The 14,149-nt window shown below is 52.9% G+C and carries 7 protein-coding genes and 4 pseudogenes; 6 read left to right on the top strand and 5 right to left on the bottom strand.

Translation table 11 applies throughout. From position 1 onward, the window contains the following. Positions 1-356: 356 nt before the first annotated feature. Genes H1Y61_RS16970 through H1Y61_RS16980 form a run of 3 tightly spaced genes read left to right on the top strand, consistent with a single transcriptional unit; the run spans position 357 to position 5,807 of the window. A complete protein-coding gene (locus H1Y61_RS16970) occupies positions 357-1,115 on the top strand; it encodes an ImuA family protein (protein WP_180574543.1) in 759 nt (252 codons plus the stop codon). Then, positions 1,030-2,550 (top strand): Y-family DNA polymerase, encoded by a 1,521-nt coding sequence (locus tag H1Y61_RS16975; protein WP_180573277.1) that lies wholly within the window; start codon positions 1,030-1,032, stop codon positions 2,548-2,550. The genes H1Y61_RS16970 and H1Y61_RS16975 overlap by 86 nt, the downstream gene beginning before the upstream one ends. Next, positions 2,547-5,807 (top strand): error-prone DNA polymerase, encoded by a 3,261-nt coding sequence (locus tag H1Y61_RS16980; RefSeq protein ID WP_180573278.1) that lies wholly within the window; start codon positions 2,547-2,549, stop codon positions 5,805-5,807. Before H1Y61_RS16975 ends, H1Y61_RS16980 begins: the two co-directional genes overlap by 4 nt. Positions 5,808-6,307: 500 nt before the next feature. Here the strand turns inward: H1Y61_RS16980 and H1Y61_RS16985 are convergent. Continuing rightward, positions 6,308-6,850: pseudogene (locus tag H1Y61_RS16985) on the bottom strand (ISL3 family transposase); the annotation flags it as partial. Between the two features lie 54 nt (positions 6,851-6,904). Here H1Y61_RS16985 and H1Y61_RS16990 point away from each other — a divergent pair. Both H1Y61_RS16990 and H1Y61_RS16995 read left to right on the top strand, forming a co-directional pair. Then, positions 6,905-7,849: pseudogene (locus tag H1Y61_RS16990) on the top strand (IS481 family transposase); the annotation flags it as partial. Then, positions 7,850-8,490 (top strand): annotated as a pseudogene (locus H1Y61_RS16995) (IS5-like element IS869 family transposase); the annotation flags it as partial. 10 nt (positions 8,491-8,500) lie between these two features. Here the strand turns inward: H1Y61_RS16995 and H1Y61_RS17000 are convergent. Next, positions 8,501-9,520, bottom strand: a pseudogene (locus H1Y61_RS17000) (ISL3 family transposase); the annotation flags it as partial. A 418-nt stretch (positions 9,521-9,938) separates the two neighbouring features. Here H1Y61_RS17000 and H1Y61_RS17005 point away from each other — a divergent pair. Beyond that, positions 9,939-10,700, top strand: a complete 762-nt coding sequence (locus H1Y61_RS17005; protein WP_180573279.1) for a riboflavin synthase subunit alpha — start codon at positions 9,939-9,941, stop codon at positions 10,698-10,700. 58 nt (positions 10,701-10,758) lie between these two features. On the opposite strand, the gene H1Y61_RS17010 is transcribed toward H1Y61_RS17005, so the two are convergent. The 3 genes from H1Y61_RS17010 to ribD are packed head-to-tail and all read right to left on the bottom strand — an operon-like array spanning position 10,759 to position 14,144. Then, positions 10,759-12,594 carry an aminotransferase class I/II-fold pyridoxal phosphate-dependent enzyme gene (locus H1Y61_RS17010; protein ID WP_180573280.1) on the bottom strand — a complete coding sequence of 612 codons (1,836 nt, stop codon included), beginning with the start codon at positions 12,592-12,594 and terminating at the stop codon, positions 10,759-10,761. Continuing rightward, a complete protein-coding gene (locus H1Y61_RS17015) occupies positions 12,587-13,039 on the bottom strand; it encodes a ParB N-terminal domain-containing protein (RefSeq protein ID WP_180573281.1) in 453 nt (150 codons plus the stop codon). The genes H1Y61_RS17010 and H1Y61_RS17015 overlap by 8 nt, the downstream gene beginning before the upstream one ends. Next, positions 13,026-14,144: a bifunctional diaminohydroxyphosphoribosylaminopyrimidine deaminase/5-amino-6-(5-phosphoribosylamino)uracil reductase RibD gene (gene ribD / locus H1Y61_RS17020; RefSeq protein WP_180573282.1), complete on the bottom strand. Its 1,119-nt coding sequence runs from the start codon at positions 14,142-14,144 to the stop codon at positions 13,026-13,028. The genes H1Y61_RS17015 and ribD overlap by 14 nt, the downstream gene beginning before the upstream one ends. Positions 14,145-14,149: the final 5 nt, after the last annotated feature.

A 14,149-nucleotide genomic window follows, 5' to 3' on the forward strand; every position in this document is an offset into this window, starting at 1 on the left:
TTGGTACCGTTCTTGAAGCACCGCATCGCATGAGGCCGCATCATATGGGTCCGCATCAAATGAGTATGGTCATCCAGCCTGCGACCTTCGACAAAGGCATGCACATCTGCCGCAGCTCTTGCGGCTCCAGCCCCTCAGCGAAAAATTTCTGTGCCGCGTCTGGTGAGCACTCTCACCGCGGAAACTCCGGATATATTTGGATTCTCTCACAGATTCCGACAGCCTCTATGCCTAACCGTTCCGGTGCTGTCCTGATGCCTCATAGATTTGCATTGACTCACTTTCATAAACGGAACAAATAATGAACATTCATACTCGAAATCGCGGTGGAACGCCAAGAAGGTCCCTTTTCTGACATGAATACCCCCGTCGTCAGCCCCGTTGTCACTCAACTGCGTGCCCGGATCGATCAACTGGAAGGCGGCCCGGCCCGACGACGCGACGTCCTGCCGTTTGGCGTTGCCGAGATCGACGCTGTCTTGCCTGGCGGTGGGCTGGCGATGGGCGCCCTGCACGAGGTGGTTGGAGGCGGCAATGGCACGGTCGACGGCGCGGTGGCCGCTCTATTTACAGCGGGATTGGCGGCGCGCGCCAAGGGCAAGATCTTGTGGTGCATCACGCAGCAGGACCTGTTCGCACCATCGCTGGCACAGGCTGGGCTGGCGCCGGGACGCGTCATCTATGTCGAGGCCGGCAACGAAGCTGATGCGCTGGCCTGCGCCGAAGAGGGCCTGCGCCATGGTGGGCTCGGTGCCATCGTATGCGAGGTGGCCAAGCTGTCCATGATCGCGTCCCGCCGCCTGCAACTCGCCGCTGAAAGGACGGGCACCCTGGCACTCGTCATTCGTCGCTGGCGGCGCCAGGCGGAGGCGTCAAACTTCGGGCAGCCAACGGCAGCCGTTACGCGATGGCGCATCTCCGCCCTGCCCTCCTCGCCGCTGCCAGTGCCCGGCGTCGGTCGCGCCCGCTGGCGCGTGGAACTCATTCGCTGTCGGACCGGCAGCGCCGATATCGAAGTGGAGGCTTGTGATGCCAAGGGTTGTCTCGCTATTCCTGCCAACTTGGCCGACCGATCGGCTGCGGCGGACATCCGACGCCACAACCGTGCCTCTTGAGGCACCGCTTGTCCTGATCGGTCGGCAAGGTCAGCGGCGCGTCGTCACCGCAGCAGACAGCGTCGCCCTGGCCGCTGGCTTGCGCGTCGGCATGCCCGCGGCGAAAGCGCAGGCGCTGATACCGGGCCTGATCGTCCGCGACGCCGATCCGGTCGCCGATATCCGCGCCCTGGACCGTCTGGCGCTCTGGGCTTTGCGCTATACGCCTGTCGTCGCTGCCGATCCACCCGATGGTCTGGTCATCGACACCACAGGCGCCGACCATTTGCACGGCGGCGAAGCCGCGATGCTGGCCGATATGATCGCGCGAATCGAGGCTTCTGGCACGCGGGTCCGTGCGGCGATCGCCGATACCTGGGGCGCTGCTCACGCCCTCGCACGGTATCAGAGCCGATCGGTTTTGATCACTCCCCCCGGCGAAAGCCGTCTCGCAATGCTCGACTTGCCGATCCGTGCCTTACGGGTGGCCCATGAAATCGTAAATGGCTTGCTGGTGATGGGTTTTACACGCATTGGCGAAGTGGCGGCGCAACCGCGTGCGCCGTTGACCCTGCGGTTCGGGCCGGAACTGGGACGGCGGATCGACCAGTCCTTCGGCATCCTCAACGAGCCGATCCTACGTGTGCAGTCGCCCGACCTCATTGAGGTGCAGCGCGTTTTCGCCGAACCGATCGCCGCCGCCGAAACCATTATGCGTTACGTTGGCAAACTTGTCGTTCATCTGTGTGATGCGCTTGAGATACGGGGTCTGGGCGTCCGGCATCTCGACCTTTTGTGCTACCGTGTCGACAATCAGATAGCCCTCGTGCGCGTTGCCACGGCGCAGCCCGTCCGCCATGTGCGGCGTTTGACCCGCTTGTTATGCGACAAGATCGAAAACATTGATCCGGGTTTCGGGATCGAGCGCATGGTGCTCGTCGCAACCTCAGCGGAACCTCTGGTTGCCCGTCAGATTGTCACGTCTCTTGCCGAGCCGAGCGACCCGGATGTGTCCGATCTGATCGACATCCTGGCCAACCGCATCGGCGCGGGTCGTATCTATCGCTTCGGCCCCGTGCCAAGCGACGTACCTGAGCGCGCCGTTAACCGGCTGCCGCCACTGGCGCCTGATACCGGCGAAGGTTGGACGAACCTCTGGCCACGACCATCACGCTTGTTCGCCCATCCCGAGCCGATCGAGACGGTCGCCCTTCTGCCCGACCAGCCGCCGGTCGTTTTCACCTGGCGCGGGGTGCGACGGCGCGTCCGGCGCGCCGACGGCCCCGAGCGGGTGTTCGGCGAATGGTGGCGGCGCGACGCTGAGATGGCGGCGGTGCGCGACTATTTCCAGGTCGAAGTCGAGAACGGCGAACGCTACTGGATTTACCGGGCTGGAAACGGCGTCGATCCGGCAACAGGTTTGCATCTCTGGTTCCTGCACGGAGTGTTCGGATGAGTAAAGCCCGTTATGCCGAGTTGCAGGTAACGTCACACTTCTCATTCTTGCGGGGAGCGTCTTCGTGCGAGGCGCTCTTCTTCCAGGCGGCGGCCCTCGGCATCGAAGCCTTGGCCATCGTTGACCGCAATTCACTGGCGGGGATTGTTCGGGCGCATCAAGCCGCCAAGGACAGTGGACTAAGACTGATTGTCGGCTGCCGCCTGGATTTGACCGATGGCACCGCGCTCCTCGTCTATCCGATGGATCGCGCCGCCTATGCCAGGCTGTGCCGGCTGCTGTCGCTTGGCAAGGCACGCGGCGGCAAGGCCAAATGTATACTGAGCTGGGACGATGTCCTGACCTATGGTGATGGCCTGCTCGCAATCCTCGTGCCGGATGAGGCCGATGACGCCTGCGCAAGCACTCTGCGTCGCCTGAAGTCCGGCTTCGGCGACCGCGGCTATCTGGCCCTTACCTTGCGGCGGCGGCCCAATGATGCCCTGCGGCTGCATGAATTGTCGAACCTAGCGGCCCAAGCTGGCATTGAGACCGTCGTGACCAATGATGTCCTGTTCCATCACCCCGACCAACGCATCCTGCAGGACGTGGTCACGTGCATCCGCCACAAGGTAACGATCGACAGCGCCGGCTTCCATCGTGAGCGGCACGCCGACCGCCATCTTAAGCCACCCCAGGAAATGGCGCGCCTGTTCAATCGCTATCCGGAAGCGATCGCTCGTACTCTCAAGATTCTGGCACGCTGCCGCTTCAGTCTCGATGAACTGTCCTACCAATATCCGCAGGAGCGCGAGATGCCGGGCCTGACGGCCCAACAGGCGCTGGAAGCCTTGACCTGGGAAAGTGCCGCAAAACGCTATGCGAAAGGTGTGCCGGATAGGGTGGCAGCGGCGCTACGCCATGAACTCAGGCTGATCGAAAAGCTCGACTACGCCCCCTATTTTTTAACAGTGAACGCCATTGTGCGCTTCGCCCGCAGCCAGGACATTCTCTGTCAGGGCCGCGGCTCGGCTGCCAACTCGGCAGTGTGCTACGTGCTGGGGGTGACATCGATCGACCCTGAACGCAACAATCTTTTGTTTGAGCGCTTTGTCAGCGAAGAGCGCCGCGAACCGCCCGATATCGACGTGGATTTCGAGCACAATCGGCGCGAGATTGTCATGCAGTGGGTCTTTAAGACCTACGGCCGCAATCATTCCGCCCTGTGCTCGACCGTGATCCGCTACCGGACCAAGGCCGCTATCCGCGACGTCGGAAAGGCGCTCGGCCTACCCGAAGACATCATCAAAAGCTTGTCGTCAGGCCAGACCTTCCGGTCGACAGATAGTCTGCAAACCAATATCCCTGGCCTCAACGCCGCGGATCGCCGGCTACAATTGACCCTGGCGCTGGCCGAGCAACTGAAGGGCGCACCGCGCCACCTGAGCCAGCACCCTGGCGGCTTTGTGCTGACGCACGACCGGCTTGATGAACTGGTGCCGATCGAACCGGCCCGCATGGCCGACCGGCAGGTGATCGAATGGGATAAGGACGATGTCGATATCCTGAAGTTCATGAAGGTCGATGTTCTGGCACTGGGGATGCTGTCGTGCATGAAGGGCTGTTACGACCTTCTTGCCGCATATAAGGGCATCACTCTTGATCTGGCCACAACGCCAGCGGAAGATCCGCGTACCTATGACATGATCTGCCAGGCCGATACGTTGGGGACGTTTCAAATTGAAAGCCGGGCGCAAATGTCGATGCTGCCGCGTTTAAGACCTCGGACCTTTTACGATCTGGTTGTGCAGATCGCTATCGTGCGGCCAGGGCCGATCCAGGGTGATATGGTCCACCCCTACCTGCGTCGGCGCCAACGTAAGGAGCCCGTCGAATATCCGAAACCCGAACTCGAACGCGTGCTTGGCAAGACACTGGGCGTACCCCTGTTTCAGGAACAGGCAATGCGGGTCGCCATCGAATGCGCCGGCTTCACGCCCGGTGAGGCTGACCAGTTACGGCGTGCCATGGCGACGTTCAAGCATACCGGTGGCGTCAGCCCGTTCCGCGACAAACTCATCAATGGCATGGTCTCACGCGGTTACGAGGCGGACTTCGCCGAACGGACCTTCAAACAGCTTGAGGGTTTTGGCTCCTACGGTTTTCCGGAATCCCACTCCGCCTCGTTCGCCTTGATTGCCTATGCCTCCTCCTGGATGAAATGCCATCATCCCGATGTCTTCTGTTGCGCCTTGTTGAACGCCCAGCCCATGGGGTTTTATGCACCACAGCAGATCGTCACCGACGCACGTCGGCACGGTGTCGAGGTGCGACCGGTCTGCATCAACGCCTCACGCTGGGACTGCACCCTGGAACCTACCGGCACTGGAAAGCGGTTTGCCGTGCGTCTCGGTCTGTGCCTGGTCAAAGGTTTGAACAATCGTGAGGCCGCCACGCTGGTTGGTGCCCGGGCCGATATGCCCTATACCTCCATTGATGATATATGGCGCCGTGCCGGTGTACCAGCATCGGCGCTGGTGACACTGGCCGAGGCTGACGCCTTCCAGCCCGGCTTGGGCCTGTCCCGCCGCGACGCGCTATGGGCGCTGAAGGGATTGCATAACGATCCCCTGCCGTTGTTCGCTGCGGCTTCGGCACGCGAGGGGGCCAGCGTGGCGGAAATCAACGAACCGGTGATGACGTTAAATAGGATGACGGAAGGCAGCCAGGTCGTTGAGGATTACAGCCATGTCGGCCTGACTTTGCGGGCGCACCCGCTTTCCTTCCTGCGCAACGATCTGCGCCTCCGGCGAATCGTCACATGTCAGGAAGCGATGCGCACGCGAGACGGCCGATGGGTCGAAGCCGCTGGCCTGGTGCTGGTGCGCCAACGCCCCGGCAGTGCATCAGGTGTTATCTTCATCACAATTGAGGACGAAAGCGGCATCAGCAATATCGTCGTCTGGCCGAAAGTCTTCGAACAGTATCGGCGCATCGTGCTGGGGGCCAGCATGCTGGGCGTCTATGGCCGCGTCCAGCGTGAGGGTGATGTCGTGCATCTGATTGCCCATAGGCTGACCGATCTTTCGACCGAACTGGCCAGCGTCGGACAACGTGATATGATCTCCCCGCTGTCTCACGAACGCAGTGATGACTTCCATGACGGCAAGCCTAACCTTGGGCCATCCACAGTCCCCAAACAGCTCCACACTCCCGATGCCCTGCCGGATGACCGGCCCGTCGAGAGCATCCGGGTCAGGAGTCGGAATTTCCATTAGAGTTTGTCAGAGAAAAGCGGTCACCGGTTTTCCCGAAAAGACAAACTCAAACAAAGAAAAGCGAGAGTCTGTCTACTTCAATCTGAACTTGACAGACTCTAAAGCGGTTCAGCTTTTCTCAACGTTGAATTTGGCAGAACTGGAGCGGGTGAAGGGAATCGAACCCTCGTATTCAGCTTGGGAAGCTCTAGGCAAATGATTAAAATCAGACGCTTGAATGTAAAACGTTGCCGAACAGTACCGCAAATTACATAACTATTTCAAAGAGGCTGTAAAACTGTTTTGGTCAAGCGTGGGGCCAAATTCCACCTTGAGCGCGACACCTCGGCGCAAGGCGTCCCCACTTCTAGATATCAAATATCCGGGCTCCGACTTGCGATCTTGACTCTTTTCTAAAAAGAGAACATTTAAAGAACAAAAGAAGGGGCGGAAAATGTCTGAGGCTGAGTGTCAATCGGCGGGGAAAGTTGGGTCTGACGCATATTTGATGACTGCTTCTTTCACATTGCGCCGATCAATCGAGCCTGAAGAAGATCCAGTTTCGCACGTCCATACATCTGCCTTTTAACGAGCTTCAGCTTGATGATCTGCCCTTCAACCTGACCGTTCGACCATGGTTCTGTGATGGCTGCAGACACTGCTGCCTTGTCTTTCAGGATCCCGTTAGCAAAGGAGGCGAACAAACTGTCGCTTGCATCAGCGATCCACGGATCGAGTTCTGTCTTGGCCTTCCTTCGGATCATTGTTTGGAACCGATCAACGAGGTTACGGGCTTGAACTAGGGCGGGAACACCGGCTTCTATGGCCGCGATGATAATTGTATCCGCTTTGCTCAATTGATCGCGAGCAGTTGTCATCAATCGGGCAATCGTTCTCGCGGATGGCACCTTTTGAAGTTGCCGATCGCAGATCTGCTCGGACCGCCGTCGCCTTGCCGCCCACTCTCCGACCACACGAGAACAACCACGAAAGCCTCTGCATTTTAGCTGTCGCCAAAGTTCAGCGCTATTGCGCTGCCCGGACGTCCAGAGTTGATCTAGGTGTTTGATCCCGGACTTTAATGGTGCATTATTTTCCCTCGAATGGAAGGAAGCAGTATGGGCCAGGTTCTACACGGTCGCGCCACAACGACAGAGGCAATCCGTCGAGCAATACAAAATAGTCAAGAGAGCCTGAGAGCGCTCTCAAAGCGGTATGGGATCAACCCGAAGACCGTTGCCAAGTGGAAGAAGCGCACATCGGTTGCCGATTTGGCGACCGGGCCGAAGGAACCGCATTCGACAGTCTTGAGCCTCGAGGAGGAGGCCGTGATTGTCGCCTTCCGCAGGCACACGCTTCTACCTTTGGATGATTGCCTTTATGCCCTTCAGCCAACAATCCCGCATCTGACGCGCCCGTCCTTACATCGATGCCTACAGCGCCATGACATTTCACGACTGCCGGAAGTCGAGGGCGACAAGGAGCCAAAAAAGAAGTTCAAGAGTTACCCCATTGGCTACTTTCACATCGATATCGCTGAAGTCCAGACCGCTGAGGGCAAGCTCTATCTGTTTGTGGCCATTGATAGAACGTCCAAGTTTGCCTTCGTCGAGCTTTACGCCAAAGCCGGAAAGATGAATGCAGCCCAATTCCTGCGCAATCTGGTCAAGGCTGTGCCCTATGCCATCCATACGGTTCTGACGGACAACGGCATTCAGTTCACCAATCGGGACTGCGATCTCTACGCCTTCCATCACATCTTCGACCGGGTCTGTGACGAGAAGAATATCGAACACCGGCTGACAAAGGTGAAGCACCCTTGGACCAATGGGCAGGTCGAGCGGATGAACCGGACGATCAAGGAAGCGACCGTCAAGCGTTTCTACTACGACGATCACGACCAACTCAAAAGGCATCTCGCCGACTTCATTGATGCCTATAATTTCGGGCGAAGGCTCAAGACCCTAAAAGGCCTCACGCCCTACGAATTCATTTGTAAACGATGGACTTTGGAGCCGGATCGTTTCATCATGGATCCGATCCATCAAATGCCGGGACTAAACAGGTTTCGGACAGGTTCACCCTGGGCAGACGTTCCTGATCGATATGGTCCATATACAACCTGCTACAACCGTTTCGTGCGATGGCGAAAGGCGGGTGTCTGGGATCATGTTCTGGGCGAGATTTCCAAGGCTTTCGACGGCGATATCGTTATGATCGACAGCTCCTGTGTCCGTGTTCATCAACATGCGGCCACGGGAAAAAGGGGGATCAACACGATGGCTGCATGGGACGTTCCCGTGGCGGCTTGACCACCAAAATCCACGCCGTTGTCGATGCCGATGGCCGACCGATCCGTCTCGCACTCACAGCCGGTCAAGCCCATGATGGTCGCATGGCAGAACCATTGTTACAGACAATCTCCAAGGGTGCGATCCTGCTGACGGACAAGGCCTACGATACCAACGCGATCAGAGCATTTGCAAAGCAAAGGCAGGCATGGGCCAATATTCCTGCCAAGAGCAATCGGAAGGGAAGCTTCCCTTTCAGCCAATGGGTTTACCGACAGCGCAATCTCGTTGAGCGTTTCTTCAGCAAACTCAAACAGTTCAGAGGCATCGCAACCCGTTACGACAAAGACCCATTGAACTTTCTCGCCGCTGTCAAATTGGCAGCAGCAAGAATTTGGATCAGATCGTTATGAGTCTACGGCCTAACAGAGGAAGATGAGCCTCAAGGGAACTTTGTCTGACACGGAACACATCGGATCTGTGGCCGCGGACAATCTGGCGCACGGTTCCACGGCTGTAGCCGGTTCGTCGAACGATTTCCTTTATCGGAACGCCGGCGGCGGCGAGCCTACTGATCGTCGTATTCACGTCCTCGCGCCTCATATAACTGTCATATTGCAGCCGTTCAGCGCAGGTGAGTAGTTTAGGGTCGATCGTCGTAGCGCCAATTGCAGCACGGATTGCTCGCATGGATTTGCGCACGACGTCAAGGAACGCCGCGCTGGCGTTCTCCATTAAATGCCAACGATCTGCGACCTGAACTGCATGGGGTAAAGCCCTTGTGGCAGCTTCACGATAGCCGCCACCTCGATCGCGGGAAATGATCGTTATTTCGGGGTGCTGAGCGAGAAACGTCGAAACTGTTGCGATCTCCCGGTCCGGCAGAAGCTTGATAATCCTTCGTCTCTCAAGATCACATACGACGGTGCCATAGCGGTGATTGCGGCGGAAAGCCCAGTCGTCAACCCCGACGACGCTGAGCGTATCATCCGGCGCAGCGGATTTTCTTCTTACTGCGCGGATCAGAGTGTAATTGCTAACTGGGATCATCAAACGTTTGGCGAACGCTGCCGCAGGTCGCCCTCCCAGAGCCAACCCGAGATGATGTACGACAGTATCAAGCCGAGCAGTTCGACGACTGCGCTCCGGAACGACAAGCTCTCCAAATCTTTCGACGAAAATTCGACGACGGCAGAATGTCATCTCACAAACGAAGCGCCGTGCCGACAGGCGCAATTGGACTTTCGTGCCGGCACAGGGCAAATCGGCAATTATCCGAACGTAACGGCTATGAATACGACCTGACATGCAGTTGCATAAAGGGCAGGAACGTTGATCGGCGGCAGCTCGCGCTGAAACAATGATAACCCCGTCACTCTCGTCGGAACGCTCTACAATCAATCCGGCCGGGATCAGGGAAGACAGACGAAATTTGGTCGCCATGGTACTGATTCCTTTCTGATAATTGCGCCAGTCTTGACTGCGAAATCATCAAATGTGAGTCAGGCCCAATTTTGCACGCCGAAACATAAGCCGGTAAATAGAGGTGTCCAAGTGTGCCGGCGATGAAGAAGTCACGCCAGGTTTGCAGATATTCACCATTGGCGACTGAGACGAGCTTTACCACTGAACCTCGTTGAAACGGGCAGGATTGCCTCTCACATGGCTTTGAAAATGTCTTTCTTCTTCTTAGTATGAGAGTACAGTATAGGCTGGCGCTGCTACTAGCTTGTGAGGTGTGTAGCCCACGTCAGCAGTCTCATTAAGAGAATATTAGGCAGAGGGTATCGCTGATCAAAAATTGGCAATGACGCGACTAATGTACCATTTATGGGTTGAAACGGGAGTTAGGAAAAGAAAAATGTTTACTGGAATTGTAAGTGCTGTCGCGACGGTTGATGAAATTACCGGAGATGATCAATTCAAATCATTTACTCTTAAGTTTCCTTCGGGTTTTTGTGACGATCTTTTGGTCGGCGCCAGTGTAGCGGTCAACGGAGTTTGTTTGACAGCAGTAGCCGAGGTGGACAAAGATTGCTGGAATTTTGACGTTATCTACAAAAGCATCACTGCTACGAACCTCAACAATATCACCGTTGGGCAAATCGTTAACGTGGAGAGGTCTGCACGGGAAGGCGCAGAGATTGGTGGTCACGTAGTTTCTGGACATGTCGATTGTGCTGGCTTTGTGGACACAATAATCGAAAACGGAAAAAATAAGTGCATACGAATCGGGTTTCCTAAGGAATATGCTATTTATCTCTTCTCACAGGGTTTCGTGGCGATAAATGGTGCTAGCCTAACAATTGCGGATATTGGAAAATCTGACTGTTGGATTGAGGTTTGGCTAATTCCGGAGACTAGGCGTTCAAGTAATCTCGACCGCCTCGTTATAGGTGATCTCGTAAACATTGAAATCGACCGGGCAACACAGGTTGTTGTAGAGACTATCCGAGATGCGATTCAAAATTTTTGCGAGAATTATTTGGCGCAAAAGATCACAACGATGAGCACTGAATTGCTCAGAGAGCGTCTTCTCAATGAAGAAGATACAAGGTCTTTAGCCGCCAGTATCGTTAATTCTAAGATTGTCGCTATCGGAAATGGAGGGAGTAAACCGTGAAAGTTAACACCTCTAAACACCTCCCCATTTCTCGGATCATGATTTCACGGAAAGAATCTTAGACGACTTTGAGTGCTGACAAAGCACGATTGATACCAGCAATAAGTTTTTCGTCGGCGAGAGAACCTCGTGATGCAATGCGCACAAATCTTTCGCCGTCATTCATTTCCTTGCCGCTGCAGTTTTTTACCAGAATACCTTCGTTATTCAGAAGCCAGCTGCATAAAGTGTTTGATGTGATATCCTGATATTCGATTTTCGCGAAAACAAAATTGCTATGCGAAGGAAAAATTTTCAAGCCCTTGATATTTTTAAGTCCCTGAGAAAGTTTGGCAACATCGTTTCTTACCTTTTCGCAGGATGCATCAAACTCACGTTTGAATGCAGAAAATATTCTGAGATATTCCTCTCCAAAACCATTAATATTCCAGATCGGAAGGTGTTTTCGAATTGATCTGATAAATTCGTCATCTCCGGATGTTATAACACCAATTCGAAGCCCACCAATCCCATGGCTTTTCCCAAGGCTTAGGAGATGGATGATACGCGGGTCCTGCGCAGAACGGACCATCCATTTATGACGCGCATTATCATTTTGGAAATCCGCAAACGACTGATCTATAACAAGTCTGACATTATGCTCACCGCAGATTTCCAAAATTTCCTCTATGTCTTGATCTGGAACGGCTGCTCCGGTGGGATTATTAGGGGTAACTAAGACAAAATAATCAACCTGAACTCTCGCCAACAGATTTCGCACCTGGTCCGGATCCACTCGGAAGTTATTATTTTCATTGAGCATAATAGTGTGTGTATTTATGGGCGAAACTAGCCGCGTGAACTCGTTAAATGATGGACTCGCGAGAGCTATTCGAACTCCCTCTTTAGAAAAAAGGATCGGTATAACCTCACTTATTCCATTGCAAACGGCAACTGATGCGTCATTTACCTCGTAATAGGCAGATGCCCAACGGCATATCGCTGTCTGTCCGCTTGGATAAGCGCCCAGGATCAACTCCGCGCGATCCGCCAAATGCCTGATAAGTTTCTTCGGAGGGTAATGGACGTTGTGTAGGAGAGAGTGGTCTGTAACTGGATATCTCCAATAGCCTCCATAAGACGCGTTGATCTGGCTCAAGCGATACCCATCGGAGCCAAACCGAAAGCTTGCCAAGTCGAGATCATTTGCGTTATCAATCTCGTACCAATCTCTATCTTCGACAATGGAGGCGTAAAACGAAACCTCTCCACTATAGATATGTGCAGCAAAAAGGTCCTCATAATAACAATCTAATACTCCACGTTCGACGTGCTGGTTCAATAATTCAATTAGTCGACCACTAGCGTATTCAGAGGTGATCTTGTAAAAATTTACCGTTTTGTATAATTCTGAAACCTCGCCGTAAGTCCGTTGCCGTGGTGCACTAATGATGCGAGGTTGACCCGAAACGGTAACGCAAGCGCCGTCCATAAAGTATTTAAATGGTGAGATTACTGCGCCACACATGGTCTCAGGTATTTCAGCCAATGACTGAAATAAACTGGCTGAGCCAAAAACGTCTGACTCCAAGAGATAAAAATCTTTCTCGAAAAAGCTACGCGTTAACCAGAGCGAAAAAACGTTATTTGTTTTCGAAAATTCATTATTATTTATAATAAATAGATTTGTACATTCAGGCAATATATTTTTTACATGATCAATAAGAATATCCGACGCGAATCCGACTACCAAAATTATTGTTTTTACGCCGATACGATTTAAATGAATAAAGGTGTTCTCAATAATTGATTTTCCATGAACCTCTGTTAAGGGCTTAGGTGCGTTTTGTGTAAAAGGAAAAAGTCTCGCGCCTTGCCCTGCGGCCAAAATAATCGCTCTGTCGACTTTATACATTCTCAGATACTCCAAAATCTGCAATATTGCTCAACAATTCCCGTATCGGTACATTTACTTTTAAGTCACGCCCAGGGTGTGAAAAACGTGTGGTTTTTTGAGGATACAAAACACGTGTAGCTGCACGTTTAAGAAAAGATTCCATCGTAATCGAGCAGCAAGGCTTCCAACTGCCTAAGCATAAATAGGGATCCTCTTTATCGACGAGAAAAGCTGGTATTCTCCAAAATTTTAAAAAAATTGACGCAGCTAAACGATGATGTCCATCAAGAACATATAATGGCTCTTTAAGTAATAATACCGGCTCCGTCCAAATCCCTTTAGTGAAAATCTCAACCGAAATGGACTTCGCCAAATCTACATCATGTTCCTCAGTAGGTAATATATCATCAACGTTCACAAACGAGCTAACTTTCTCAACTAAAGATTCATTATAATCGTTCATTAATCCGCTCCCATGTTTGGATAAAATTAGCTCTTACCGTTTCAATACTATCTAACCGAAGATATGAACCATTCAATAAATCTAAGATATTATCGCTATCATGGCCAGTTAACTTGGGCTGCCCAATATTTTTGCCAGAACTGAATATACGGAGCCTATCTACTAATCTCCCTTTTAGCAGAAGATCAGCTAGTCGTGTTCCCCCACCACATAAGACATTATTAAATCCAAGCTTCACCAATTCATGTAGTGCTGCTCTCAAATCTCCATTTCTGGAAATATTATAATTCAATAAAAATACTCTATTATTTATGAAATGTTGTAATTTAAATGGATTTTTGACATCTTCATGTAAAAGAAAATTTTTGAATTTATCGCCCGACGGCACCAAAAAACTATCATGAATTAATCCACATTCTGGTGCCAAAATAACAAACGCCGGTCTTCTATTAATAGGGATTTCTTGTAAAATTAAAATCAGTATATCCGAAAAATGCTCGCACCCGTCAATTAAAACCGCATCCATTTCGACAAGAGAATGTCGCATATGCTGTCGCATAGCATCAAATGGAATCAACTTATTCGCACTCGACAAAGTGGCAATTTTATTATCCAGTGTCATACCAAGATTTACTGTGATAAATGGTAATCCAGATGTAACTCGCTTGAAAAATGCTTCGTGTTCGATGTCCGCTTGTTCCTTTCGCAGTCCTTTACGAGCATCAATTCCGAGTTCTGCAAGCTTTTTTAAACCCGCCCCTCCTACTCGTGAGTCTAAATCTTCAGTGGCAGCAATGACTTTTTTAATCCCCGCTTGGATAATTGCGTCAACACACGATATTCCCCGTCCAGAATGACAACAGGGCTCCAAGGTAACGTAAAGCGTCGCGCCATTAGCCAAGAATCCCGCGTTATTAATCGCAATAAATTCGGCATGGGGACGACCGCCTGCTGCTGTAGCGCCCTCTCCTACAATTTTCCCATCATTAACAACAACACAGCCAACGCTAGGATTAGGGGACGCGCCAGTGCGATTACGTCCCCCTAGGAAAAGTGCTCTTGACATAAAGAACTCATCTTCGGCTGTAAACAAGGCCGCCGTCATCTCGA

The organism is Agrobacterium vitis (assembly GCF_013426735.1).
In the GTDB taxonomy this organism is placed as follows: domain Bacteria; phylum Pseudomonadota; class Alphaproteobacteria; order Rhizobiales; family Rhizobiaceae; genus Allorhizobium; species Allorhizobium vitis_D.

Bases quoted from the DNA above. Each gene is read 5' to 3' on its own strand.
- H1Y61_RS16970 (WP_180574543.1), top strand. From the start codon at position 357: ATGAATACCCCCGTCGTCAGCCCCGTTGTCACTCAACTGCGTGCCCGG.
- H1Y61_RS17010 (WP_180573280.1), bottom strand. From the start codon at position 12,594: ATGTATAAAGTCGACAGAGCGATTATTTTGGCCGCAGGGCAAGGCGCG.
- ribD (WP_180573282.1), bottom strand. From the start codon at position 14,144: ATGACGGCGGCCTTGTTTACAGCCGAAGATGAGTTCTTTATGTCAAGA.
- H1Y61_RS17015 (WP_180573281.1), bottom strand. From the start codon at position 13,039: ATGAACGATTATAATGAATCTTTAGTTGAGAAAGTTAGCTCGTTTGTG.
- H1Y61_RS16975 (WP_180573277.1), top strand. From the start codon at position 1,030: ATGCCAAGGGTTGTCTCGCTATTCCTGCCAACTTGGCCGACCGATCGG.
- H1Y61_RS17005 (WP_180573279.1), top strand. From the start codon at position 9,939: ATGTTTACTGGAATTGTAAGTGCTGTCGCGACGGTTGATGAAATTACC.
- H1Y61_RS16980 (WP_180573278.1), top strand. From the start codon at position 2,547: ATGAGTAAAGCCCGTTATGCCGAGTTGCAGGTAACGTCACACTTCTCA.